Raw genomic sequence first — 24244 nt, 5'->3', positions numbered from 1 at the left:
AGCCAGTAACTACCTTGCTAGGGTCGCCCCATGGCACGCAAGCGCACCATGAGCGCCACCACCTTCCGCCGCGGCATCAACCTCTGGCCGCCGTTCCTGTTCGCGGGCATCCGGGTCCTCGCCATCTCGCCGGACTTCCGCTTCGCGAAGGTACGGCTGCGCCTCGGGCGGCTCAACCGCAACTACGTCGGCACCCACTTCGGCGGCTCGATCTTCGCGATGACCGACCCGTTCTGGATGCTGCTCGTGCTGCGCAACCTCGGCCCCGGGTACGTGGTGTGGGACGCCGCCGCGGAGATCACCTTCGTGTCGCCGGGGCGCGGCGACATCTTCGCGGAGTTCGTGCTCACCGACGACCGGCTCGCCGAGATCCGCGAGCTGACGCAGGAGGGCAAGAAGGCGCTGATCTGGTTCGACACCGAGGTGCTGGCTGCGGACGGCACCGTCGTCGCGCGGCTGCGCAAGCAGGTGTACGTCCGGGAGAAGCGCGCCCAGCGCACGTGATCGCCGGCCGGCCTGGGTACGCTGCCCACATGCCTCGCTACGACTTCCGCTGCCGCACCTGCGGCGCGACCTTCGAACTCCGCCGCACGATGGCCCAGGCCAACGACCCGGCGGTCTGCCCCGAGGGGCACCAGGACACCGTCAAACTGCTCTCCGCCGTCGCCGTCACGGGTGGCGCCCCGCAGCAGGCCCCCAGTGGGGGCGGCGGGGGCGGGTGCTGCGGCGGAGGCTGCTGCGGCTGAGCCCCGGCGCCGGCCCTCAAACGGAAGATCGGGCGGCGCTCAGTCCGTGCCGGATCCGGTCTTCCACGCGGGGCTGAGCCTGCCGACGGCATCGGCGGCTTGGCGCAGACCCGCCCGGTAGGCCGGCTCCCAGGCTGCCCGGTCGCTCAGGTCCGAGCCGAAGGCGTGTATCGATGCCGGATCGGGCTCGATGGTCACCACGGTGTGCGCTGCGGCGACCGCAAGCTCCTGGTGGAGCAACTCGCGTGGGAACAGGTGCGCCTGTGGGTCGATGACGACGAGCGTGCGGGCTCCGGCGGCGAGGCGGGCGTTGGTCGCCGACTGCAGGGAGCCGTCCATGTACCGGCGGCCGTCGATGGTGATCGGTGGGTAGATCCCCGGGAAGGCCGTGCTCGCCGCCACCGCGGAGGCCAGCGGTGCGCCACTGGCCCGGTCGAAGACCTCCTGCTCGCCGGTCTCGGCGTCCAGCACGGTGATGAGCAGCTTCCGGTCCGGCCACCGCTCCGCGCCGACCAGGGCGCGCATCCGGGCGACATGCGCCTGCTCGGGTCCGGTCTCGGCGGCGAGCGCGATCCGGCCCACTCGGCGCCGGGCCTCGGCCGGGTTCGACGCGGCATCGCGGAGCACCGCGAACGCCTCACCCAGCCGGTGCCCGTCCACCTGCGGCGGGGTGCCGTCCGAGCCGGCGGGGCGCACCGGGGTGGCGAGCCGGGCCGGGTCCTGACCGGCGGCCAGCACTGCGCCGACGATCGCGCCGGTCGACGTGCCGACGATCAGATCGGCCTCGCCGAGATCCACCCCGCCACGGCGCAACCCGCAGGCAAGCCCTGCCATCCAGGCCGCACCAACAGGGCCTCCGGCACCCAGCGCGAGTGCCCGGTCGAGTGTGTGCACGGCTGTCTCCTCCCGTTATTGAAACAGTCGTACCATATACTGACGCAGGCTCAGATCCGCACTACGGAGAGGACGATCCACCGTGGGGCGACCCCCAGACCCCGCCCGGCGGGAGCACACGTTGGCGCGAGCGACCGACTACGTACTTGCGCACGGCCTGGCCGGGTTGAGCCTGCGGCCGCTCGCCGCAGCGCTCGACACCAGCCCGCGAATGCTGCTCTACGACTTCGGCAGCAAGCAGGAGTTGGTGGCCGCGGTCCTCGCCGAGGCCCGCCGGCGCGGTGCGACACGGTTGGCCGAGAACCTCCCGCCGGAGGCAGCCTCCCCGGAGGAGCGCCTACGCGGCATCTGGGCCTGGATCAGCGCACCCGAGCGCGCCGCGTTCGTCCGACTCTTCTTCGAGGTGCACGCCGACGGCCTGGTTCACCCCGAGAACTACCCGGACCAGGCCGAGGCGATCACGGGCTGGTTCGACACACTCGGCGCCACGTTCCGCGACATCATCACCGGCCCCGACGACACCGTCACCCCCACGCTGGTCATGGCCGTCATCCGGGGCCTCCTGTTCGACCTCACGACCACCGGCGACCACCACCGCACCGACCGCGCCCTGGACCGCTTCTGCGAACTCCTCCGGCCCTGAACGAGGGCAGGCGCTCACGCCCCCGCCGCCGGAGTGCTACCCGTTGACCCGAGCCTCGACGTCCTTCCGGACGCCTCCCGCGCGGACGCGCTCCAGCATCTGGCGGACGATCTCCTCGCCCGCCGCGACACCCGCCTGGGTCAGCGCGGTGACGCCGGGCGCCGTCCAGCCGCTGTCGGCGAGTTCGCCGTGGCCGGGGCGCCAGGCACGGTCGGCGGCCAGCAGGAGGTCCGCGTCCAGCAGCGAGTCGCCCGCCGCGAGGATGGTCGCCGCACCGGTCCGCCGTTCGACCTCGGCGAGCGCGGCGCTCTTGCTGAGCGGGCCGGGCACGGCGTAGATCTTGCGGCCCTGGAGCGAGACGGACCAGCCACGCTCGTCGCACCAACCGGTCAACTCCTCGACCCAGCCCTCCGGCAGCTGGGCGCGCTCGACCACCAGGTACGCGAAGAGGTGGTCGGCCACGCGACGCTTGAGCGTCCACTCCGGGTCGGCGGTGAGCGCCAGGTGCTCGACCACCTCGGCCAGCGGCGCGCTGCCCGCCGCCAGGCGGGCGCGCACCTCGGCCTGCCACTGCGCATCCGGCACACCGTCCACCAGCAGGTGCCCGCCGTTGGCGCAGATCGCGTACTGCGGGATCCAACCGGGCGTCGGGCCGGGCAGGCTGACGCGCTCGTACTGAGCCCGGGTCCGGGTGGTGGCGGGCACGAAGAGCGCCAGCCCGGCGAGTTCGGCGAGCAGCCTGGCGGCGTGCTCGGTCATGAAGGAGAGTGCCTTGCCGTCGTGCACCTCGACGGAGAGCAGCCTGGGCGCCAGCCGGTCCGGCATGTCCAGCGCGAGCGCGCGGTTGGAGTAGATCAGCGTGCGGTCGAGGTCGCTGGCGACCAGGTACTGAGCGTTCACGAAGACATCCCTCTCGTCACGGCAGTCACGGCGGTCACACCAGTCACGGCAGGCGCAGCGGTCACGGCCGTGCCGTCGGCCCCGGTCGCGCCCCGGCTGTAGTGGGGGTGGATCAGGCCGACGCACGAGTAGGGCAGGTCGTCGACCTCCTCCACCGGTACGCCGCGCTGGGCCGCGAGCAGCCGGATGTGGTCGAGATCCGCCCCGGCGCCTCGACGGGCGAGCACCCGCCACGGGACTCTGCGGAGCATCACCCGGGTCGTCTCGCCGACGCCCGGCTTGACCAGGTTGACGTTGTCGATGCCGTACTCGGCGCTGATCCGCTCGACGGCGGCCCAACCTGCCCAGTCCGGCGTACGGTCGGCCGTCGCGAGCTGCTCGGCGGCGGCCACGGCCTCCGGGCGGACCGCCTCGAACCAGCCGCTGACGGCCGTCAGGAACTCCCGCGACACGTCCGCGTCGGCCAGCTCGCGGTAGTACTTCGCGCCGTGGAAGTCGGCCGGGCCGATCAGGTCGGCGCGCAGCACGGTGCGCGAGATCAGGCCGGAGACCGTGGAGTTGAGGCAGGCGGACGGGATGAGGAAGTCGTCCCGGGTGCCGTAGGTGCGGACGCAGCCGCCGGGGTCGGCGAGCACCGCCAGCTCGGGGTCGAAGCCGGTGCCGTCGAGGGCTTCGGCCAGCTCGCGGGTGATCGCGCCCTTGCCCGTCCAACCGTCGACGAAGACCACCCGAGCCGGGTCGTGGTGGTCGGCCAGGTAGCCCATGGCCGCCTGGTCGATGCCCCGGCCCCGGATGATCGAGACGGCGTAGTGCGGCGTGTCCAGGCCGTGCGCGAAGGCGAGCCAGCGGCGGATCAGGACACCGACGGGCGTGCCGGCCCGCGCCAGCGAGGCGAGCACCAGCTCGGGGCCGCGCTCGCGCCACAGGGTCTCGGCGACGGTACCGACGGCCAGCGCCATCCGGCGGGCCGAGGTGGTCAGCGCGGCGCGGTAGAGCTCCTGGTACTCGGCGGTTGGCTGGTACTCCACCGGCAGCGATTCGGCGTAGTGCGCGCCACCGGTCTGGACGGCCTCCTCGCGCTCCTCGACCGGGGCCTCCAGGTGGACGGCCGAGAGGTCGGTGAGCAGCCAGCTCACGTCCTCGGCGGCGTAGGAGGAGAACTCGGGGCCGTGCAGCGGCTGCGCGTTGCTGGCGTCGACAGAAGATCTGGCATCGCTGGAATTGGTCATGGCGATGGTCACAGCACTCCCTGCTCAGGGCGGTACGAGGGAAGGACGACCAGGACGACCTGGTCCGTCACGCGGCGCAACTGCCGCAACAGAGCCTGCCCGCCCTCATGCAGGGCAGGGGTGTCGGCGACGTCGTCGACGACCAGCACGACCGCGTCGAAGCGGCGCGCCGGGTCGTCGCCCGGGGCCACGTTGTACGCGTACCGCGCGGCCTCCCCGTCCGCCGGGGCGTCGTGCGCCGGGAAGATCAGCCGGGTACGGATCGCATAGCCGGGGTGGTCGACCGCGAGGACGGGCGAGCGCGTCGTGGTGGAGAAGAACACCCTTTCCTCGCCGAGGAGTTCGCCAAGCGCACCAGCGATCCGCAGCGGCGCGTACATCAGCTCCTCGAAGCCGAGCACCAGCACCCGCCGCGCCTGCCCGACCAACTCCGCCGAGGCCACCGCCGAGGCGACCTCCCAAGCCACTCCCGGCAGCACAGCGTCGAGTTGCTCCCGGTGCTCGGCGGTGAAGCCGTGGCGGCCGCCGTCCGGGAGGTCGACCGGCCAGGCGGGGTGGACTCGGACCACGGGGGCGAGCGGACCGGACGGGAGAACGGGGTCGGGCACGGCGGCGGCGATCAGTTCGCGGGCCCGGGGCAGGATGTCGGCGGGCAGCTCGACCCCGCCGTCGGCGGTGGCCAGGAGGTCGAGCCGGGCGCCCAGTTGCGCAGCGGCCTCGGCGAGCCGGGCACGGTCGGCCGCCGTCCGGAGATCGACCAGCGCGACCACGACGTAGTGGCTGCGGGGGTGGACGGCGTGCAGCGCACGGATGGTGTTGAGCACCGTCGTGCCGGTGGAGAACTCGTCGTCGACGAGGACCAACGGCCCGTCACCCGCGAGGAATTGCGGGTCGGCAGGGAGCAGCAGGTGCGAGGTGGCGTGCGAATGCTCCTCCTCGAACCCACCGACCGCCGCCACCCCCGCGACCGGCCGTCGGGTGGAGTGCAGATACGGCACCCCCAGCCCGTCGGCGACGCTGTGACCGAGTGCCGTGGCCGTCTCGGCGTACCCGAGCACCACCGCCCGGTCAGCCGATGAGCCGAGCAACTTCCGTACTCTAACGCCGAGTTCGAGACCAGCACCGTGCACGACGGCCGGGCGCTGCGGGATGTGCTTGCCGAGCACCTGGGAGACCAGCAGATGGGCCCGCTTGGGGTTGTCCCGCACCGCGAGCCCGAGCATGTCCGTCAGCTCCGGCGAGCCGACCAGCCGCACCCCCAGCCGATCGGCGACCCACTGGCCGGACCACTCCTCCACACCCACTCCGCTGCTCACAGGCTCGCTCCCAGCAGTTCGACGAAGCTGACGTCCTCGCGCGCGACGCCGAAGACCTCCGCCCGCAGCAGCACCCGCTCGGCCCAGGCGCGGTGCGGCTTGGCCTCGTTCATCTTGTTGGTGTACGCCGAGCGCAGCACCCCGCCGCCGCCCTGGTGCTGCTGGAGGATGTCGCGGGCGTCGGAGTACTCCTCGTGCGTCACCACAGAGAGGGCGTGCACGGCCGGTACGTGGCTCGGGTGGATGCAGGTCTTGCCCAACAGGCCGTTCGCGCGGTCGAGTTCGATCTCGCGGATCAGGCCGTCCAGGTCGTGCTCGATGATCCGCTGGCGGACGCCTTCGGCGGGCGGGCCGGCCTCCGCGAACGGGGTCCGGCGCAGCTGGGGCTTGAACATCCGTTCCTGGACGGGGAAGTACTCCCAGACCGGGCCGGTGACGGTGTAGCCGCTGCCGTCGGCGCGGCCGAGGACGTTGACCACGTCACCGATGACCCCCGCGACGAGCGAGACGTCGTAGGCCGTCAGGTCGGGTGAGCGGCGCAGCCCGTACGCCGAGCAGAGGTCGGTGACGCCGAGCCGGACGGCGAGGATGCGTTCGCGGTACTTCGCCAGCAGCCGGGCTATGCCGAAGAGCTGTTCGCGGCGGGTCTCCAGGTGGGCCAGCTCGGGGGATTCAAGCACCGGCATCGCGAACAGCCGGTGGCCGGAGGCTGCTTCGGCCTCGGTCAGGGCGTCCAGGAAGGAGCGGCCACTCTCCTCGGTGAACTTGGGGAGGACGTACCCGCTGAGCAGCCCGGCGGCGGGCCCGAGGCGCCGGGTCAGGTCGGTTATCTGCTCGGCCGTCCGGACGCGGACGAAGAGCAGTGGGAGTTCCCCGGCGCCGGGGGCGGCCAGCGCGGGCAACTGCGCGACGAGGTTGCTCTCGGCTCCCTGCACCTCGTGGTCCGCGATGGCGTCCTCCAGGCAGAGCACCATCGAGACCACGCCACGTGCGGCCTGCTTCCGGATGTCCGCCTGCAAGGTGGCCCGGGTGGCGGGGCTGTAGAGCGTCGCGCCGAGGGCGGTCGAGAGCACGGCGGAATCGCTGTGCCGGTCGAAGGCTGCGGGCTGTTCCAGGAAGAGTCTGCTGCGGACGTCGTCGGCAAGGTGGCCGAAATGGCGCAAGATGCTCTCCCCAGGGGGTCGGTCGGAAGGCGAGTATTCAACTGACACCGATGCCGGTACTGACGGTCGGCGGTGTCCCTGTCACTGGATAGACGGACGGCCCGCCCCGATGGTTCGCCGGACCACACAGGACCCGGGCAGAACAGCAGAACGGCGGAACAGCTGGTTGGCCGCCCATCGTACGGATGAATCGGACCGCGCCCAGCCGCGAAACATCGAATTCTCGGAAGATTACCGCCCGCTTCACAGAAGCCACTCCCCGGCCACTCCCCCGACTGTCGGACACCCGCATTGTCGGCAGGGGTGACGAACAGGCAGGATGGTGCGCCATGACGCACGTGATGGCCAAAGGCGCCAATATCTCGCTGACGGCTGCCGCAGTGCGCGCCGTGCTGTGCTGGCAGGTGACCCCCGGTTCGCCCGAGGTGGACGCCTCCGCGCTTCTGCTGGGCCCGGAGGGCAAGGTCGGTTCGGACATCGACTTCGTCTTCTACAACCAGCCGAGCCACCCCTCCGGACTGGTCCGGCACCAGCCCGGAGCGCACCCGGCAGGCAGCGGCGAGGCCTCCGACACCGTGGAGGTCGACCTCGCGCGGCTGCCGGCCGAGGTGCACCGGGTCGTCCTGGCCGCCTCCGCCGAGGGCGGTGCCTTTCCCGAGGTCACCGGGCTGCGGCTGGTCCTGCGCGGGACGGGCATCGGCGCCGTTGCCGAGGACAGCACCCCGATCGCGGAGTTCGACATCACGGACGCGGGCGAGGTCAGCGCCCTCGTCGCGGCCGAGCTCTACCGCCGCGACGGCGGCTGGAAGTTCCGCGCGGTCGGCCAGGGTTACGCGACCGGCCTGATCGGCCTGGCCACCGACTTCGGCATCACCGTCGAGGACGAGGACTGCCCTGCCGACAGGGCACCGTCCGCGACCTCGGAACCCACCTCGGAGCGCCCGCCCGAGCCCACGCCGGCGCCCACGCCCACCGTCACCTACAGCGACGACGAGCCGGACACGTACACCCTCGCACCCGCGCCCGCGATGCCCGCCACGCTGCCGCCACTCCCGCCGCTCCCCCCGCCGCAGCCCGGCTACAGCTTCCCGTACCCCCAGCCCGCCCCAGCCCCCACGCTCACCCCCGCGCTCACCCCCGACCACGCACCCACGGCGTACGCCTACCCGGCCGCGCAGCCCCCGACCCAGCCGGCGCCGGTCCCGCAGCCTCCGACCCAACTGGCACCGTCCCCGCAGGCCCTGAACCCGCAGGCCCCGCCCCAGCAGTCGACGTACGGCTACGGCTACCCGCCGCCGCCCGTCCAGCCCCCGTACTACTCGGAGCAGCCGACGGTCGTCCTGCCGCCGCAGGGCCCGCAGTTCCAGAACCGCTGACGCACCACCCCACCGAAACCGGCCAACAGCCGGGCGGCCTACTCGGACGGCGTCTTGTAGCCGCGCTGCCACTGCATGCCGAAGCCGTACAGCCGGTCGAGGTCGGACTGGAATCCGTGCACGTACCGCACCTCCCGACGGACGGTCAGCTGGCCGTCACCGGTGTTCTCGATCAGCACCACCGCACACGAACGGGCCGTCGCCGCCCGCTCGTCGAGCTGGATCTCCAGGCGCGGGCCGCTCTGCGGCACGATGGTGAGGGTGGCGTGGGTGCTGTCGAAGGCGGGGGTGTCGTCGTAGATGTAGACGAAGATCAGCAGGCGCTTGAACTGGTCCTTCTTCTCCAGGTTGATGTACATCGTCTCGCCGGAGGGCGCTCCGTACACGTCGTCGCCGCTGAGCTTGATGTACGGCGGGCGCTGGAGGTCGCCGAAGAGCTTGCCGAGCGGCTGCACCACGCCCCGGGTGCCGTCGGCGAGTTCGTACATGCAGGCCAGGTCGAGGTCGACGTTGACCTGCTGGCTCTGGTACGAGTCGGGCTCCATCGGGCGCAGGATGCGCGGGTCGAAGAGCCGGCGCAGGGCGCTGCCCCGGGAGCGGTCGGAGGTGCGGGTGCTCCAGTGCAGGTTGACGTACAGGTAGCCGGTGGTGGCGGCGTGGCCCGTGATGGCGTGCTGCGGCTGCGACTTGGTGAGGGTGATCTTGTGCTGCCCACCCGAGTCGAAGGTGTTCCGATCCCCTTTCAGGAACTCCCAGACCGAGACCATCGTGTCCTCCCCAAAGCCGCCTGCTCGACCGTCCCGGCGCCCGTGCTCCCGGCGACGTGCTCCATCGTGCCCGGGATCGGGCCCGCTCGGCCAGCGGACCGGCAGGTTCGCCCGTGCCCGAAGTTCCTACCCAGTCGGGCCTCCGGACTCACCGTCAGCACCCGGTCGACGGACCCAGTGTCAACTCCCGTAGGATGCGGTTCCCTCGGACGCGATATCGTCTCCCCGCACACACGCTCGGCGGGAGCCGGCCCTGTGTCGTCAGAACGACAGAAATTCCCCTGCGGAAAGCCGAGGCCCGACCCGCGATGAACCTCACCCCCACCCAGCTGGTCTGGACCGTCGTCGGCGGTTCAGCCCTGCTGTTCATAGCCGTCATGGTGGCGACCCTGCGCGTGAAGAACAACAAGGTCGACGAGTCCGCGGACTCCTGGGAGCGCACCGAGGAGCGCCGTCGCCGCAAGGAGCTGGTGTACGGCATCGCCTCCTACGTCCTGCTGTTCTGCTGCGCGGGCGTCGCTGCCGCCCTCTCCTTCCACGGCCTGGTGGGCTTCGGCATGGAGAACCTCGGCCTCTCCGGCGGCTGGGAGTACCTCGTCCCGTTCGGTCTGGACGGCGCCGCGATGTTCTGCTCGGTGCTCGCGGTGCGCGAGGCCAGCCACGGTGACGCGGCGCTCGGCTCGCGCCTGCTGGTCTGGGTCTTCGCGGTCGCGTCGGCCTGGTTCAACTGGGTGCACGCGCCGCGCGGCGGCGGGCACGACGGTGCGCCGCAGTTCTTCTCCGGCATGTCGATCTCGGCCGCGATCCTCTTCGACCGCGCGCTCAAGCAGACCCGCCGTGCGGCGCTGCGCGAGCAGGGCCTGATCCCCCGTCCGCTGCCGCAGATCCGGATCGTCCGCTGGATCCGCGCCCCGCGCGAGACCTTCGCCGCCTGGTCGCTGATGCTGCTGGAGAACGTCCGCAGCCTGGACGAGGCCGTGGACGAGGTCCGCGACGAGCGGCAGGCCAAGCTGGACGCCAAGCTGCGGGCCCGCAACGCCGACCGGCGCGAGCGCGCCGAGCTGAAGGCCATCTCGCGCCAGGGCGGCATGCTCTCGCGTGGCCGCGGCGGCCGTCAGGTGCCCGCCCTCACCGCTGCCGGGGCCGGCGACGGCCAGTCCGCTTCGGAGCCTGCCCTAGCCGGCACAGCCGCAGCAGGAACCGCAGGTGAGGACCCGATGGCCAAGGTCGGCCCGTCCGCACTCGAACCCGCCGCGCTGAGCGCCGGCCGCCGCCCCCGGGCAGCCGTCGAGAGCAGCAGTTACGACGGCTTCGGGACGATCGACCTGACCTCGGACGACGACACCCTGGCCATGCCCAAGCTCGACTCGCTGGAGCGCAAGCTCCGCGCCATCGAGAAGCAGCTCGGCTGACCACAGCACTGAGACAGCAAGCAGAGAGGGGCGCGGTGATCCGCGCCCCTCTCTGCTCTACCCGAACGGTCAGCCGGGCGTCAGGCGGAGGACTCGACCGCCTGCTCCCGCTTGTTGCGGACCATCGACGACAGCAGCGCCGCACCGATGAAGGCGACACCGATCAGGCCGGTGACGATCTCCGGGATGTGGTACTCGATCGAGATGAGCAGGATCAGCGCCAGCGCGCCGATCGCGTAGTGCGCGCCGTGCTCCAGGTAGACGTAGTCGTCCAGGGTGCCCTTGCGGACGAGGTAGACCGTCAGCGAGCGGATGTACATCGCGCCGATGCCGAGGCCCAGGGTGATCTGGAAGATGTTCTGGGAGATGGCGAAGGCTCCGACGACACCGTCGAAGGAGAACGAGGCGTCGAGCACCTCCAGGTAGAGGAAGAGGAAGAACGCCGCCTTCCCGGCCACCTGGACGATCGACTTCCCGGACTTCTCGGCCTCCTCCTCAGCGGCCTCCTCGTCCTCCAGGCCCGACTCGAAGACACCCGAGAGACCGTTGACGGCCAGGTAGGTGGCGAGGCCGAGCAGCCCGGCCAGCAGCACCGTCTCGGCGCTGTCACCGGCGAAGAGGTTGGCCGAGACGGCGAGCAGCACCAGGGCGATCACCGAGGAGAGCGCGTCGAGCTTGCCGATCCGCTCCAGCGGCTTCTCCAGCCAGCTCAGCCAGTTGAACTCCTTCTCCTCCAGGATGAAGTCGAGGAAGATCATCAGCAGGAAGATCCCGCCGAAGGCCGCGATCGCCGGGTTGGCGAGCTCCAGGTACTGGCCGTAGGTGTGACCGTCGTGGGTCTTGCTGGAGTCGAGCGCCAACTCGATGACGGTGGCCGGGTTCAGATGTGCCGTCAGGCCGACGACGAGCAGCGGGAAGATCAGCCGCATACCGAAGACGGCGATCAGCACGCCGACGGTGAGGAAGATCTTCTGCCAGAACGGGTTCATCCGCTTCAGGACGGTGGCGTTGACGACGGCGTTGTCGAACGACAGGGAGATCTCTAGGACCGAGAGAATCAGCACCACGCCGAATCCCTCCGCCCCCCAGATCAGGCCGGCTGCGATCAGGCCGACGATCGTGATGGCGAAGGACCATCCGAATGTGCGGAGGAACACGGAGTCAGTTACCTTTCGGAAAATCTGGACTTCGGCGAAGTCCGGGCAGGAAGCATTACAGTACGTTTACTCCGAAATCCAGGGCAATGCCGCGCAGGCCGGAGGCATAACCCTGCCCGACCGCACGGAACTTCCACTCACCCTGGTAGCGGTAGAGCTCGCCGAAAATCATCGCCGTCTCACTGGAGGCGTCCTCGGTGAGGTCGTACCGCGCGATCTCCGCGTCGTCCACGGCGTTGACGACGCGGATGTACGCGTTGCTGACCTGGCCGAAGCTCTGGATGCGAGCATCGGCGTCGTAGATCGAGACCGCGAACGCGACCTTGTCGGCCTGTACGGGGACGAGATCCAGGTTGACCACGACGACCTCGTCGTCGCCCTCGCCGTCACCGGTGAGGTTGTCACCCAGGTGCTCGACCGAACCCTCGGGGCTCTTCAGGTTGTTGTAGAAGACGAAGTACTCGTCGCCCATCACGCGGCCGCTGCTGCAGAGCAGCGCACTGGCGTCCAGGTCGAAGGGGGCACCGGTGGTCGACCGCGCGTCCCAGCCCAGACCGATCCGGACCTGCGTCAGGTTCGGCGCGGCCTTGGTGAGCGAGACGTTCCCGCCCTTCGCGAGCGTGACACTCATGGCTGTACTTCCTCCAGTTCCCCCGTCGCCGGGGCTCCCGTCCCAGGCGCACACGTCCCTCGTGTGCCCCACGGTGCCGCGGTCGGGCGCACCCTAGGTGTATGCCTCCGCGGCCCCCAGCGGGCACTTACCAACCCGCTGAACTTGCTGAACTCCGTCTGCGCGAACGGCCTGACAGAACGGCCTCACAGGGCCTGACAGGGCGCGACACAGACAGAGGCCGGGGCCGACGGGAGTGGTTGGCTCCCGATCGACCCCGGCCCCAAGACTAGGCGTCAGATCTCCGGCTCGGACATCGACCCCGAAGGCTCAGACGTTGACCCCGAAGTCCTGCGCGATCCCGCGCAGCCCCGAGGCGTAGCCCTGGCCGATGGCGCGGAACTTCCACTCCGCACCGCTGCGGTAGAGCTCGCCGAAGACCATCGCCGTCTCGGTGGAGGCGTCCTCGGAGAGGTCGTACCGGGCGATCTCCTGGTTGTTGGCCTGGTTGACCACGCGGATGAAGGCGTTGCGGACCTGGCCGAAGTTCTGGTTGCGGTTCTCGGCGTCGTAGATCGAGACCGGGAAGACGATCTTCGCGACCTCGGCGGGCACGCCCGCGAGGTTGACCTTGATCGCCTCGTCGTCGCCCTCGCCCGCACCGGTCAGGTTGTCACCGGTGTGCTCGACGGAGCCGTCCGGGCTCGTGAGGTTGTTGAAGAAGACGAAATTGCCGTCCGCGCCGACCTTGCCGGTCTCGTTGCAGAGCAGAGCGCTGGCGTCGAGGTCGAAGTCGGCACCCGTGGTCGTCCGGACGTCCCACCCCAGGCCGACGATCACAGCGGTCATGCCGGGCGCCTCCTTGGTGAGCGAGACATTGCCGCCCTTGCTCAGGCTGACTCCCACTTGTCCTCCCAGATTCGTGAGGCACGCGTGCCCCCGTGGTTCTGTCTCCTGCCAACGGCCCGATCGTAGTGCCGGGTTCCCCGGTTCGGACGCGACACGGCCCGACGCGGCCGCAACTCGTCGTACCGGGACACGTCCGGGGTACGAGCGGTGGCGGCCCCGCCGGGCCGGGGAGCCTGGGAGGGCGGCTCAGAGCGCGTCGACGGCGGCCAGGTAGGCCTGGGTGTCGCGGGCGTCCGGGAGGCCGTTGACGATCGACCAGCGGACGACGCCGGTCTTGTCGATCACGAAGGTGCCGCGCACGGCGCAGCCCTTCTCCTCGTCGAAGACGCCGTACGCCTTGGAGACCTCGCCGTGCGGCCAGAAGTCCGAGAGCAGCGGGTAGTCGAGGTTCTCCTGCTCGGCGAAGACCCGGAGGGTGAACGGCGAGTCGTTGGAGATCGCGAGCACCTGGACGGAGTCGTTCTGCAGGCGCGGCAGCTCCTGCTGGATCGCGCAGACCTCGCCGGTGCAGACACCGGTGAAGGCGAACGGGTAGAACACCACGACGACGTTCTTCTCGCCCTGGAAGTCGGAGAGCTTGACGAGCTCGCCGTGCTGGTTCTTCAGCTCGAAGTCCGGAGCCTTGGTGCCGACCTCGATGGCCATGGAGTGGACCTTCCTACGCGGATGCCGCGGCGTGCGCCGCGCGACTAACCCGCATCCTTGCATCCGTTCGGGCCGAATCCGCCGAACGGGTGAGACTCCGGCACTCCAGGGGCCCGGTTTCGCCCTCGGTGAACACGCCTCCCGGCGGCACCTACAAGCCCTCCCCCGGGTATGGCGGAGCCCCGCTGGAGGAAACTCCAGCGGGGCTCGTTTCTGCCGTCTGAAACCTGGCTCAGCGCTTGCCGGAGCGCGCCGCCTTCGGCGAGGCCAGGCGGGTGCCGGCCCAGTCCTTGGCCATGGAGACCGAGCTGGTCTGGGCGAGACCAGCGGTCTCGGCAGCCTCGGCGATCTCGTGCGCCTCGACGTGCCCGTCACGGCCCGTCTTGGGGGTCAGCAGCCAGACGAGGCCGCCTTCAGCCAGGTACTGGAGGGCGTCGACGAGGGCATCGGCCAGATCCCCGTCCTCCTCGCGGTGCCACAGCAGGACGCCGTCTGCGACGTCGTCATAGTCCTCGTCGACGAGTTCGGTGCCGGTGACGTCCTCGACGCCCTCACGAAGCTCCTGGTCACAGTCTTCGTCGTACCCGAGCTCCTGGATGACCTGGCCGGTGGTGAAGCCGAGACGGTTCGCCGGGTTGGACTTGTCCGCGGGGTCCGCGGTCGCGCTCACGGGAATAACCTCCAGTATTCGGCTCGGCATCATGCCGAGGCTTGGCCGTAGTCCACACGGGACCGGCGGTTCGCGCAAGTACCCGCCCCCCGATCCCACCCAAAGGTTGACGTCTCATGGCAAGACACGCCGATGGATGTGCTGGGAATCACACCGATTTGCCCTTTTCTGGGCGCCTCCATGATGCTGCGGATGCCGACCTTCGGGGCGACAGGACCGATCGGCCCAGTCAGCGGCCTGATCCGGCCGTCCGCGAGCGGCCCGACCGGGCAGCCGGCCGAGCCGCTGACCGAGCAGCTGACCGAGATGCGAACGGCATTCGGGACGCACGCCCTCGCGGGCGTAGAGTCTCCTGTTGGCCCTCACCTCGACCGGCCGCCATCGGCGGGTCGAGCGCCTGAAAACCTCAGGTAAAGGTCGGACCACCTCTTCGTAGCACCCGGTGGTGAACGACGGGCAACGCCGCCCGCCGAACACCACCCGACCGTGCCGCTCAGGGAGACAACCTGACGTGCAGCGCGGTTACCGATCGGTAGAGATGACGGATCTCCGAGTTGCGGTAGACGATGGAGGCGGCGCGACACACCTCAGTAACGACCGACAGTGAAGGAACAGCGTGGCTTCCGGATCAGATCGCAACCCGATCATCATTGGCGGCCTTCCGAGTCAGGTCCCGGACTTCGATCCCGAGGAGACCGCGGAATGGCTGGAGTCGCTCGACGCGGCCATCGACGAGCGGGGCCGTGAGCGCGCCCGTTACCTGATGCTCCGCCTGATCGAGCGCGCCCGCGAGAAGCGTGTCGCCGTGCCCGAGATGCGCAGCACGGATTACGTCAACACCATCGCCACCAAGGACGAGCCGTTCTTCCCCGGCAACGAGGAGATCGAGCGCAAGGTCCTCAACGCGACCCGCTGGAACGCGGCCGTGATGGTCTCCCGGGCGCAGCGTCCGGGCATCGGCGTCGGTGGGCACATCGCCACCTTCGCCTCCTCCGCGTCGCTGTACGACGTGGGCTTCAACTACTTCTTCCGGGGCAAGGACGCGGACGGCGAGTCCGGCGACCAGATCTTCTTCCAGGGCCACGCCTCCCCCGGCATCTACGCCCGTGCCTTCCTGCTGGACCGGCTGACCGAGCAGCAGCTCGACGCCTTCCGCCAGGAGAAGTCGAAGGCGCCGTACGGCCTGTCCAGCTACCCGCACCCGCGGCTGATGCCGGACTTCTGGGAGTTCCCGACCGTCTCGATGGGCCTCGGCCCGCTCGGCGCGATCTACCAGGCCCGGATGAACCGGTACCTGGAGCACCGGGGCATCAAGGACACCTCCGACAGCCACGTCTACGCCTTCCTCGGCGACGGCGAGATGGACGAGCCGGAGTCGCTCGGCCAGCTCTCGCTGGCGGCCCGTGAGGGCCTGGACAACCTGACCTTCGTCGTCAACTGCAACCTGCAGCGCCTCGACGGCCCGGTCCGCGGCAACGGCAAGATCATCCAGGAGCTGGAGTCGCAGTTCCGCGGCGCCGGCTGGAACGTCATCAAGCTGATCTGGGACCGCAGCTGGGACCCGCTGCTCGCCCAGGACCGCGACGGCGTCCTGGTGAACAAGATGAACACCACCGTCGACGGCCAGTTCCAGACGTACGCCACCGAGACCGGCGCGTACATCCGCGACCACTTCTTCGGCGGCGACCTGCGCCTGCGCGCGATGGTCGAGAACATGACCGACAAGCAGATCCAGCACCTCGGCCGTGGCGGTCACGACCACGCCAAGGTCTACGCGGCGTTCAAGGCGGCCCGTGAGCACGTCGGCCAGCCGACCGTGATCCTCGCCCAGACCGTCAAGGGCTGGACCCTCGGGCCGAACTTCGAGGGCCGCAACGCGACCCACCAGATGAAGAAGCTCACGACCGAGGACCTCAAGCGCTTCCGCGACCGGCTGCACCTGCCGATCACGGACAAGCAGCTCGACGAGGGCTACCCGCCCTACTACCACCCGGGCAAGGACTCCGAAGAGATCCAGTACATGCACGACCGCCGTCGCGAGCTGGGCGGTTACGTGCCCACCCGCAAGGTGCGGCCGCGCCGGCTGGAGCTGCCGGGCGACGAGGCGTACAAGGCGGTCAAGAAGGGCTCGGGCAACCAGACCATCGCCACCACCATGGCGTTCGTCCGGGTGCTCAAGGACCTGATGCGCGACAAGGGCATCGGCAACCGCTTCGTGCCGATCGCGCCCGACGAGTACCGCACCTTCGGCATGGACTCGCTCTTCCCGTCGGCGAAGATCTACAACCCGCTCGGCCAGACCTACGAGTCGGTCGACCGCGATCTGCTGCTCGCCTACAAGGAGTCCCCGAGCGGCCAGATGCTGCACGACGGCATCTCCGAGGCCGGCTGCACCGCCTCGCTGATCGCCGCCGGTTCGTCGTACGCGACGCACGGCGAGCCGCTGATCCCGGTCTACGTCTTCTACTCGATGTTCGGGTTCCAGCGCACCGGTGACCAGTTCTGGCAGATGGCCGACCAGCTGGCCCGCGGCTTCGTGATGGGCGCCACGGCGGGCCGCACCACGCTGACCGGTGAGGGCCTGCAGCACGCGGACGGCCACTCGCACCTGCTCGCCTCGACCAACCCCGGCGTCGTCGCGTACGACCCCGCGTACGGCTTCGAGATCGCGCACATCATGCAGGACGGCATCCGGCGGATGTACGGCTCCAGCGCCGAGCACCCGCACGGCGAGGACGTCTTCTACTACATCACGCTCTACAACGAGCCGTACAAGATGCCGGCCGAGCCCGAGAACGTCGACGTCGACGGCATCCTCAAGGGTCTGCACCGCTACGCTCCGGCGACGGCGGGCCAGATCCCGGCTCAGATCCTCGCCTCCGGCGTGGCGGTGCCGTGGGCCCTGGAGGCCCAGCGCATCCTCGCCGAGGAGTGGAACGTCAAGGCCGACGTGTGGTCCGCGACCTCGTGGAACGAGCTGCGCCGCGACGCCATCGAGGCGGAGGAGTTCAACCTCCTGCACCCCGAGGAGCCGCAGCGCGTCCCGTACGTCACGCAGAAGCTGACCGGCTCCGAGGGCCCGTTCGTCGCCGTCTCCGACTGGATGCGTGCGGTGCCGGACCAGATCTCGCGCTGGGTGCCGGGCGCCTGGCAGTCGCTGGGTGCGGACGGCTTCGGCTTCGCCGACACCCGTGGCGCCGCTCGCCGCTTCTTCCACATCGACGCGCAGTCGGTCGTCGTGGGCGTGCTCACCGAGCTGGCCAAGCAGGGCAAGATCGACCGCCACGCGCTGAAGGAGGCGATCGACCGCTACCAGCTCCTGGACGTGGCCGCCGCCGACCCCGGCGCAGCGGGTGGCGACGCCTGACCTGAGGTCAAGCCCTGAGGGGCCGGGTTCCGTCTCGTACGGGGCCCGGCCCTTCTGCGTTGCAGGACGGTCGTCACTTGACGGTGAAGGTGTTCAGGATGGTGGTGAACTGCTGCTGGGCCTGCGTCCAGTCGCCGGCCGGGGCACCCAGGTAGATCGCGTACTCGGTGCCGTTCGGGGCGATGAAGGCCTCGTCGGCGGCCACCCGGGGCCCGCGTTTGGCGTCCGTCCAGCTGAACTCCCAGAGGGCGCCGTCGCGGCCCTGGTAGACGTTCGGCTGGAGCACGATCCGGGTGTAGTCGGGGAGGGTGCCGACGGTCTGCTCCAGCTGGAGCAGGTGCGACTCGGAGCTCTGCGCGGCGCCCGGCGTCACCCCGAAGCGGAGCAGGTGGGCGCCGCCGTCCGGGGAGTAGTCGATCTGGCCGTTGGTCTCGCTCCGGGTCCAGCCCTGCGGCACCGCGACGCGGAAGCCACCCGGGTCGTCCACCCACCGGTAGCCGGCCGGGGCTGCCGGGGCTGCCGGGGCGGCAGGGGCAGTGGCGCTGGGCTGGGGGGCCTGGGGAGCCTGGACGGTCTGGATCTGGGTCTGGGTCTGCGTCGCCTGGACGGTCTGGGTGGCCTGGGGCGTCGGGGTGGGTGTCGGGGTGGGGGTGGGAGCAGGCGTCGGCGTCGGGGTGGGTGTCGGTGTCGGTGTCGGTGTCGAAGAGATGGAGACGGCTGCGGCGGGGGCGCTGCCGTGCGAGCCGCTGTTGACCACCGCGAAGGCGACGCCGCCCACCAGCATGGCCGCCACTGCGGTGGCGCCCGCGATCAGCCACCGGCGGCGGCGCCCGGGGGCGGCGGGCTCAGGTCGCGGCGGGAGCGGCGGCGGCGTGGGCGGGAGCGGGGGTGCCGGGTAGCCGCCGGGTGGGGTGGACTGGGTCGGCAGTTCGGGGGTGGAGCGCTCGGTGACGGGGTGCAGCGAGGTGCCGGAGGTGCGGGCGGCAGCCACCTCCTGGAGCATCCGGAGGGCCTCGTCGGCGGTCGGCCGCTCGGCCGGGTCCTTGCGCAGCAGGGCCTCCAGGACGGGCGCCAGCAGGCCCGCGTGGCGGGGCGGCGGCAGCGGGTCCGCGATGACCGCGTGCAGGGTGCTCAGGGTGGTCGTCCGGTGGAAGGGGGATTCGCCCTCGACCGCCGCGTAGAGGGTGGCGCCGAGCGACCAGAGGTCGGACTCGGGGCCGGGCCGGTGGCCCATCGCCCGCTCGGGGGCGATGTAGTCGGGCGAGCCGACGATGTCGCCGGTACGGGTCAGCCCCGGGGAGCCCTCCAGGCGGGCGATGCCGAAGTCGGTGAGCACCACCCGGCCGCCGCGTTCGAGCAGCACGTTGGCGGGTTTCACGTCCCGGTGCAGGACGCCGAGCCGGTGCGCCTCCGCCAGCGCGGGGAGGATCTGGGCGCCGACCTCGGCCGCGTCGCGCGGCAGCAGGGTGCCCTCGGTGGCGATCACCTCGGCGAGCGAGCGGCCGTCGATCAGCTCCATCACGATCCACGGGCGGCCGTCCTGCTCCAGCACGTCGTGGACGGTGACCACGCCGGGGTGCTTCACCCGGGCCGCGGCCCTGGCCTCCTGCTGCATCCGGGACTGCAGACCGGGCAGTTCGCTCTCCGGCACCCCGCTGACGGTCAGCTCCTTGACCGCGACATCGCGGTCGAGCAGTTCGTCCCGGGCCAGCCAGACCGTGCCCATACCGCCGTGCCCGAGGCGCTCCCCGAGTCGGTAGCGCCCTGCGAGTAACCGTCCGCCGTCCACCCTTCCAGTCTCGACCCCGGCCGAACCGCCCGCACTCGGGTACGCCGGAGGGGCGCGGGGGCCTGCCCCGCGCCCCTCCGGGCTCGTACGTGGTGCCGTCAGATCAGTGGTGCCGTCAGATGTGGACGGCCGGGCCCGCGTCCGTCGTGCCGCGCTTGGTCAGCAGGCCGAGGACGGCTGCCGCGAAGGCGACCACGGCCGCGACGGCGAAGGCCATCGACATGCCGCTCACGAAGGAGTGGTGGATCGCGGAGGAGAGGCCCTGGACGGCCTGCGCCGGGGTGCCCGGCGGCATCGGCGGGGTGATGCCAAGCTGGGCGGCCTGCTTGAGGCCCTCCCCCGCCGCGCCGGGCGGGAGGGTCTGGCCGACGTCGGCGAGGTTGCCCGGGAGGACGGAGCTGACCTTCGAGGCCATCACGGCGCCGAGCACGGCGGTGCCGAGACTGCCGCCGACCTGCATCGCGGCCTGCTGGAGGCCGCCCGCGACGCCGGAGAGCTCCAGCGGTGCGTTGCCGACGATGACCTCGGTGGCGCCGACCATGACCGGGCTTATGCCCAGGCCCATCAGCACGAACCAGAGCGACATCACGCCGGTGCCGGAGCCGGTGTCCAGCGTGGACATCCCGTACATCGCGGTGGTGGTGAGCAGCATGCCGACGACGATCGGGATGCGCGGGCCGACCTTGCCGATCGCGGCACCGGCGGCGGGGGCGCCGACGATCATCATGCCGGTCATCGGGAGCAGGTGGACACCGGCCTGGACGGGCGTCATGCCGTGCACGTTCTGCAGGTAGAAGGTCACGAAGAAGATCGCGCCGAAGAACGCGAAGGCCATCAGGATCATCAGCAGCGTGCCGGCCGAGAGCGGCACCGAACGGAACAGGCTGAGCGGGATGAGCGGCTCCTTCACCCGGGTCTGCCAGAACGCGAAGCCGATCAGGGCGAGCACCGCGCCGCCGAGGAAGAGCAGCGTGCTGCTGTCGGCCCAGCCCCAGGTCGGGGCCTTGATGATGCCCCAGACCAGCATGAACATCGCGGCGCTGAGCAGGGCGATGCCGGGGACGTCGAAGGACTTCGCGGCGTTCTCGGCCCGGACGTCCCGCAGTATCCACAGGCCGAGGGCGAGGGCGGCGAGGCCGACGGGGATGTTGATGAAGAAGACCGACTGCCAGCTGACGTGCTCGACCAGCAGGCCGCCGACGATCGGGCCGGCCGCGGTGGAGGCGCCGATGACGCCCGCCCAGATGCCGATCGCCATGTTGAGCTTCTCGATCGGGAAGGCGCCGCGCAGCAGGCCGAGGGCGGCGGGCTGGAGCAGCGCGCCGAAGAGGCCCTGGAGGACGCGGAAGGCGATCACGGTCTGGATGTTGGTGGCGAAGCCGATCGCCGCCGACGTGGCGGCGAAGCCCGCCGCGCCGACCAGGAAGGTCGTCTTGTGGCCGAAGCGGTCACCGATCTTGCCCGCGGTGATCAGGAAGACCGCGAGGGCGAGCAGGTAGCCGCTGGTGACCCACTGGATGTCGGCGGGCGAGGCGCCGAGGTCGTTCTGGATGACGGGGTTGGCGATCGCCACGACGGTGCCGTCGAGGGCGACCATCATCACGCCGACGGCGACGGTGAGCAGCGTGAGCCAGGGGTGGCCCTGCAGGCTGCGCCGTCCGGCGGGCAGCGCAGGGGGCGCCTTCTCGGTGTTGACGACGGACTGACTCATCTGCGGGGCCCTCCGGTGGGGTGCGACACGGGAGTGGCGCCCTGGCCCACCCGTCCCCACGAGTCGTCCGGCCGGAGGGCGCCACACGCCAGCGACAATATGTCAGCCTCTGACATTCGGCAAACACTGACTTCTGCTGACGCCTGACATATGGCAGAGCGCTATATCGTGGTGACCACACCCCGGACGTCGGAAGGCACCCGCCATGGCCGTGCAGCTCGCGGACCCCACTCAGCCCCACCGGGTGCTCGGCCTGCGCGAACGCAAGAAGCAGCGCACCCGGGACGCCCTGGTCGAGGCTGCTCACCGGCTTTTCCTGGTGCAGGGCTACGCGCACACCACCGTGGACGAGATCGCCGCCGCGGTGGACGTCTCGCAGCGCACGTTCTTCCGGTACTTCGCCAACAAGGACGAGGTCGCGCTCGCCGTCCTCGCCGACGCCGAGGACCACTTCGTCGACAACCTGCGGGCCCGCCCGGCCGACGAGAACCCGCTCCAGGCGCTGCGCAACGCCATCGTGCTGACCTGGCGCGAGCTCGGCGCCACCCCCGAGGACGGCCCGAGCAGCATCACCTCGGCCCTGGAGCTCATCCAGATGATCGAGAACACCCCCACCCTGCTCGCCGCCCACCTCCGCCGGATCACCGAGCAGGAGCTGATCGTCGCGGGCATCCTCGCCGAACGCGAGGGCCTCGACCCGGCCACCGACCTGCGGCCGCGCGTCATGGCGGCGGTCTTCGGCGGCGTGCTCCGCTCGGCCCACCTCTCCTGGAGCGCCGACACCGACGGCTCCGACGCCAGGAGTTCCGGCAGCGAGGGCATGATCAACCTGATCGAACGCCACTTCGACCAGCTCGGCCCCGCCCTGGCCGACGCCTGGCGCTGACGGGTACCCCGGGGGCGTACGCGGCTGGGCATAGCCTTGCCGCATGAACGCCCGCTCCCTGCCGGCCAGCCTGCTGCGGCCCTCCTCCGACCACTCGGTGCTGCTCTCCGACGCCGCCAGCCGGTGGGTGCGGCTGCTCCCGTACGTGCTGGCGCTCGGCGCGGCCGCCACCCTGCTGCCGACCGGGGTGGGGGTGCTCACCAACGACTACGGGCTCACCCCGGCGCTCGCGGGCGGCCTGGCCGTCGGGCAGGCGGTGCCGCTGCTGCTGTCCGTCAGCCGTCCGCTGCCGGCCTGGTGGATGGTCGCGGTGGCCGATCTGCTGACCGGGCTGCTGATCAGCTTCGAGAGCCGGGAGGGGCACGCGGGCTGGCCGTGGACGGTGCCGGGGCTGATCGGCTACACCCTGCTGATGATCCCGCTCTCGCTGCGGGAGAGCCGCCGCACGCTGGTCGCCGTCTGGCTCGCCACGGCGGCGGGCTGCCTCGGGCTCAGCCTGCTGCCGCTCACCCATGCCGGCGCGAACAACAGCCTGCTGGCCCTCGCGCTCTCCGGCGTCACCCTGCTGATCGGCGGCGCGCTGCGCGAACGCGCCGAGGCGCAGCGCCGGTTGACCGAGCAGGAGCAGATCAGCGAGGCCGAGCGGGCCCGCCGCACGCTGCTGGAGGAGCGGGCCAGGATCGCCCGCGAGCTGCACGACGTGGTCGCCCACCACATGTCGGTGATCACCGTGCAGGCCGACAGCGCGCCGTACCGGATCACGGGGCTGCCGCCGGAGGCCGTCGAGGAGTTCGCGGGCATCGCGGCGGCGGCGCGCGGGTCGCTGACCGAGATGCGGCGGCTGCTCGGGGTGCTGCGCAGTGCCGAGGCGGGCTCGGAGAAGCTGCCGCAGCCGGGGCTGGACGACCTGCCGCAGCTGGTCGAGACCGTCGCCCAGGCGGGGGTGCGGGCCGAGCTGACCGTCACCCCGGAGGTCGCCGGGCTCGGCGAACTGCCGCAGGCCGTCGGGCTGTCGGCGTACCGGATCGTGCAGGAGGCGCTGGCCAACGTCGTCCGGCACGCGCCCGGGGCCGAGGTGTGGGTCTCGGTCTCCGCCGAGGGCGCCACAGAGGGCCCGGCCGAGGGCGCTGCGCTGCGGATCACCGTCGTCAACGCCGCCCCCGCCTCGGACGGGCCGCCGCTGGAGCCCACGGCGGGGACGGGGCACGGACTGACGGGGATGCGTGAACGCGTCCGGCTGCTGGATGGGAGGCTGGACACCGGCCCGCTCCCGGAGGGCGGCTTCCGGGTCGCGGCCGTCCTGCCCGTCAACCGCCTTCAGGAGCCCGCTGCATGACCATCCGTGTGATCATCGTCGACGACCAGGCCATGGTCCGGGCGGGCTTCGCGGCCCTGCTGAACGCCCAGACCGACATCGACGTGGTCGGCGACGCCGCCGACGGCGCGCAGGCGCTGGAGGTCAGCGGGCACACCCACCCCGACGTCGTGCTGATGGACGTCCGGATGCCCGTCATGGACGGCCTGGAGGCCGCCCGCCGGCTGCTCTCGCCGCCGCCCGGGGTCGTCCACCGGCCCAAGGTGCTGATGCTCACCACCTTCGACATCGACGACTACGTCTACGAGGCGCTGCGCGCCGGGGCCAGCGGCTTCCTGCTCAAGGACGCCCCGCCCGCGGACCTGATCGCCGCCGTCCGCGTCGTCGCGGCGGGCGAGGCCCTGCTCGCGCCCTCCGTCACCCGCCGCCTGATCGAGGACTTCGCCCGCACCCGCCCGGCCCCCCGCCGCGACCCGGCGCTGCGCCTCAACGGTCTGACGCCCCGGGAGACCGAGGTGCTGGAGCTCATCGCCCGCGGCCTCTCCAACCAGCAGATCGCCGAGAAGCTGGTGCTCGCCGAACAGACCGTCAAGACCCACATCGGCCGCATCCTCGGCAAGCTCGACCTCCGCGACCGCGCGCAGGCCGTCGTCCTGGCGTACGAGTCGGGGCTGGTGACCCCCGGGGCGTAGCCGACGCCTGGGCGTAGCACCCAGGTATGACCCCGTGGTTGGCCCCC

The 24244-nt window shown here is 71.0% G+C and carries 20 protein-coding genes and 1 pseudogene; 9 read left to right on the top strand and 12 right to left on the bottom strand.

Annotation, left to right across the window (positions count from 1 at the left end; genetic code table 11):
• Nucleotides 1-30: 30 nt before the first annotated feature.
• Both ACR68M_RS24535 and ACR68M_RS24530 read left to right on the top strand, forming a co-directional pair.
• Nucleotides 31-504, top strand: coding sequence for a DUF4442 domain-containing protein (locus tag ACR68M_RS24535; protein WP_441246265.1), 474 nt, complete (start codon nucleotides 31-33; stop codon nucleotides 502-504).
• Nucleotides 505-533: 29 nt separating this feature from the next.
• The gene (locus ACR68M_RS24530) at nucleotides 534-746 is read left to right on the top strand and encodes an FmdB family zinc ribbon protein (RefSeq protein ID WP_441246264.1); all 213 of its coding nucleotides are present in this window, start codon (nucleotides 534-536) and stop codon (nucleotides 744-746) included.
• Between the two features lie 39 nt (nucleotides 747-785).
• Here ACR68M_RS24530 and ACR68M_RS24525 read toward each other — a convergent pair whose 3' ends face one another.
• On the bottom strand, nucleotides 786-1640 hold the full coding sequence (locus tag ACR68M_RS24525; RefSeq protein ID WP_441246263.1) for a patatin-like phospholipase family protein: 855 nt from the start codon (nucleotides 1638-1640) through the stop codon (nucleotides 786-788).
• Nucleotides 1641-1761: 121 nt separating this feature from the next.
• Here ACR68M_RS24525 and ACR68M_RS24520 point away from each other — a divergent pair, with 121 nt between their 5' ends.
• Entirely contained in the window at nucleotides 1762-2283 is a 522-nt protein-coding gene (locus ACR68M_RS24520; protein ID WP_441246262.1) for a TetR/AcrR family transcriptional regulator, read from the top strand.
• A gap of 36 nt (nucleotides 2284-2319) precedes the next feature.
• Here ACR68M_RS24520 and ACR68M_RS24515 read toward each other — a convergent pair whose 3' ends face one another.
• The 3 genes and pseudogenes from ACR68M_RS24515 to ACR68M_RS24505 form a co-directional block, all read right to left on the bottom strand.
• Nucleotides 2320-3183 (bottom strand): HAD family hydrolase, encoded by an 864-nt coding sequence (locus ACR68M_RS24515; protein ID WP_441246261.1) that lies wholly within the window; start codon nucleotides 3181-3183, stop codon nucleotides 2320-2322.
• A pseudogene (locus tag ACR68M_RS24510) lies at nucleotides 3180-5728 on the bottom strand (phosphoribosyltransferase). The gene ACR68M_RS24515 and the pseudogene ACR68M_RS24510 overlap by 4 nt, the downstream one beginning before the upstream one ends.
• Nucleotides 5725-6891 (bottom strand): HpcH/HpaI aldolase/citrate lyase family protein, encoded by a 1167-nt coding sequence (locus ACR68M_RS24505; RefSeq protein WP_441246260.1) that lies wholly within the window; start codon nucleotides 6889-6891, stop codon nucleotides 5725-5727. Before ACR68M_RS24505 ends, ACR68M_RS24510 begins: the two are co-directional and overlap by 4 nt.
• Nucleotides 6892-7220: 329 nt before the next feature.
• Here ACR68M_RS24505 and ACR68M_RS24500 point away from each other — a divergent pair, with 329 nt between their 5' ends.
• Nucleotides 7221-8267 carry a TerD family protein gene (locus ACR68M_RS24500; protein WP_441246259.1) on the top strand — a complete coding sequence of 349 codons (1047 nt, stop codon included), beginning with the start codon at nucleotides 7221-7223 and terminating at the stop codon, nucleotides 8265-8267.
• A 38-nt stretch (nucleotides 8268-8305) separates the two neighbouring features.
• Here ACR68M_RS24500 and ACR68M_RS24495 read toward each other — a convergent pair whose 3' ends face one another.
• The gene (locus tag ACR68M_RS24495; protein WP_441246258.1) at nucleotides 8306-9034 is read right to left on the bottom strand and encodes a TerD family protein; all 729 of its coding nucleotides are present in this window, start codon (nucleotides 9032-9034) and stop codon (nucleotides 8306-8308) included.
• A gap of 308 nt (nucleotides 9035-9342) precedes the next feature.
• Here ACR68M_RS24495 and ACR68M_RS24490 point away from each other — a divergent pair, with 308 nt between their 5' ends.
• Entirely contained in the window at nucleotides 9343-10446 is a 1104-nt protein-coding gene (locus ACR68M_RS24490; RefSeq protein ID WP_441246257.1) for a DUF2637 domain-containing protein, read from the top strand.
• A gap of 80 nt (nucleotides 10447-10526) precedes the next feature.
• Here the strand turns inward: ACR68M_RS24490 and ACR68M_RS24485 are convergent, their stop codons facing one another.
• The 5 genes from ACR68M_RS24485 to ACR68M_RS24465 all read right to left on the bottom strand — a co-directional run bounded on the left by ACR68M_RS24485 (nucleotide 10527) and on the right by ACR68M_RS24465 (nucleotide 14437).
• On the bottom strand, nucleotides 10527-11603 hold the full coding sequence (locus ACR68M_RS24485; RefSeq protein ID WP_441246256.1) for a DUF475 domain-containing protein: 1077 nt from the start codon (nucleotides 11601-11603) through the stop codon (nucleotides 10527-10529).
• Between the two features lie 55 nt (nucleotides 11604-11658).
• Nucleotides 11659-12234, bottom strand: a complete 576-nt coding sequence (locus ACR68M_RS24480; RefSeq protein WP_441246255.1) for a TerD family protein — start codon at nucleotides 12232-12234, stop codon at nucleotides 11659-11661.
• Nucleotides 12235-12543: 309 nt separating this feature from the next.
• On the bottom strand, nucleotides 12544-13119 hold the full coding sequence (locus ACR68M_RS24475) for a TerD family protein (protein ID WP_441246254.1): 576 nt from the start codon (nucleotides 13117-13119) through the stop codon (nucleotides 12544-12546).
• A gap of 189 nt (nucleotides 13120-13308) precedes the next feature.
• On the bottom strand, nucleotides 13309-13767 hold the full coding sequence (locus ACR68M_RS24470; protein WP_441246253.1) for a peroxiredoxin: 459 nt from the start codon (nucleotides 13765-13767) through the stop codon (nucleotides 13309-13311).
• Between the two features lie 232 nt (nucleotides 13768-13999).
• Complete coding sequence (locus ACR68M_RS24465) at nucleotides 14000-14437, bottom strand: DUF3052 domain-containing protein (RefSeq protein WP_441246252.1); 438 nt, start codon at nucleotides 14435-14437, stop codon at nucleotides 14000-14002.
• 616 nt (nucleotides 14438-15053) lie between these two features.
• Here ACR68M_RS24465 and aceE point away from each other — a divergent pair.
• Nucleotides 15054-17804 carry a pyruvate dehydrogenase (acetyl-transferring), homodimeric type gene (aceE, locus tag ACR68M_RS24460; RefSeq protein ID WP_441246251.1) on the top strand — a complete coding sequence of 917 codons (2751 nt, stop codon included), beginning with the start codon at nucleotides 15054-15056 and terminating at the stop codon, nucleotides 17802-17804.
• Nucleotides 17805-17877: 73 nt separating this feature from the next.
• Here aceE and ACR68M_RS24455 read toward each other — a convergent pair whose 3' ends face one another.
• A complete protein-coding gene (locus tag ACR68M_RS24455; protein WP_441246250.1) occupies nucleotides 17878-19593 on the bottom strand; it encodes a serine/threonine-protein kinase in 1716 nt (571 codons plus the stop codon).
• A gap of 115 nt (nucleotides 19594-19708) precedes the next feature.
• Nucleotides 19709-21193 carry an MFS transporter gene (locus ACR68M_RS24450; RefSeq protein WP_441251706.1) on the bottom strand — a complete coding sequence of 495 codons (1485 nt, stop codon included), beginning with the start codon at nucleotides 21191-21193 and terminating at the stop codon, nucleotides 19709-19711.
• A gap of 316 nt (nucleotides 21194-21509) precedes the next feature.
• Here ACR68M_RS24450 and ACR68M_RS24445 point away from each other — a divergent pair, with 316 nt between their 5' ends.
• The 3 genes from ACR68M_RS24445 to ACR68M_RS24435 are packed head-to-tail and all read left to right on the top strand — an operon-like array spanning nucleotide 21510 to nucleotide 24197.
• The gene (locus tag ACR68M_RS24445; RefSeq protein WP_441246249.1) at nucleotides 21510-22190 is read left to right on the top strand and encodes a TetR/AcrR family transcriptional regulator; all 681 of its coding nucleotides are present in this window, start codon (nucleotides 21510-21512) and stop codon (nucleotides 22188-22190) included.
• Nucleotides 22191-22233: 43 nt separating this feature from the next.
• Nucleotides 22234-23526 (top strand): sensor histidine kinase, encoded by a 1293-nt coding sequence (locus ACR68M_RS24440; protein WP_441246248.1) that lies wholly within the window; start codon nucleotides 22234-22236, stop codon nucleotides 23524-23526.
• Nucleotides 23523-24197: a response regulator gene (locus tag ACR68M_RS24435; protein WP_441246247.1), complete on the top strand. Its 675-nt coding sequence runs from the start codon at nucleotides 23523-23525 to the stop codon at nucleotides 24195-24197. Before ACR68M_RS24440 ends, ACR68M_RS24435 begins: the two co-directional genes overlap by 4 nt.
• Nucleotides 24198-24244 lie beyond the last annotated feature (47 nt).

Source organism: Kitasatospora sp. McL0602 (assembly GCF_052076145.1).
In the GTDB taxonomy this organism is placed as follows: Bacteria; Actinomycetota; Actinomycetes; order Streptomycetales; family Streptomycetaceae; genus Kitasatospora.
Note: the sequence above shows the minus strand (reverse complement) of the source record. Positions and strands in the feature narration are given on the sequence as shown.

What these genes read in the sequence shown, in the direction of transcription:
- ACR68M_RS24535 (WP_441246265.1), top strand. Translation starts at nt 31, where the DNA reads ATGGCACGCAAGCGCACCATGAGCGCCACCACCTTCCGCCGCGGCATC.
- ACR68M_RS24530 (WP_441246264.1), top strand. Translation starts at nt 534, where the DNA reads ATGCCTCGCTACGACTTCCGCTGCCGCACCTGCGGCGCGACCTTCGAA.
- ACR68M_RS24490 (WP_441246257.1), top strand. Translation starts at nt 9,343, where the DNA reads ATGAACCTCACCCCCACCCAGCTGGTCTGGACCGTCGTCGGCGGTTCA.
- ACR68M_RS24480 (WP_441246255.1), bottom strand. Translation starts at nt 12,234, where the DNA reads ATGAGTGTCACGCTCGCGAAGGGCGGGAACGTCTCGCTCACCAAGGCC.
- ACR68M_RS24495 (WP_441246258.1), bottom strand. Translation starts at nt 9,034, where the DNA reads ATGGTCTCGGTCTGGGAGTTCCTGAAAGGGGATCGGAACACCTTCGAC.
- ACR68M_RS24440 (WP_441246248.1), top strand. Translation starts at nt 22,234, where the DNA reads ATGAACGCCCGCTCCCTGCCGGCCAGCCTGCTGCGGCCCTCCTCCGAC.
- ACR68M_RS24500 (WP_441246259.1), top strand. Translation starts at nt 7,221, where the DNA reads ATGACGCACGTGATGGCCAAAGGCGCCAATATCTCGCTGACGGCTGCC.
- ACR68M_RS24445 (WP_441246249.1), top strand. Translation starts at nt 21,510, where the DNA reads ATGGCCGTGCAGCTCGCGGACCCCACTCAGCCCCACCGGGTGCTCGGC.
- ACR68M_RS24470 (WP_441246253.1), bottom strand. Translation starts at nt 13,767, where the DNA reads ATGGCCATCGAGGTCGGCACCAAGGCTCCGGACTTCGAGCTGAAGAAC.
- ACR68M_RS24450 (WP_441251706.1), bottom strand. Translation starts at nt 21,193, where the DNA reads ATGATGGTCGCCCTCGACGGCACCGTCGTGGCGATCGCCAACCCCGTC.
- ACR68M_RS24435 (WP_441246247.1), top strand. Translation starts at nt 23,523, where the DNA reads ATGACCATCCGTGTGATCATCGTCGACGACCAGGCCATGGTCCGGGCG.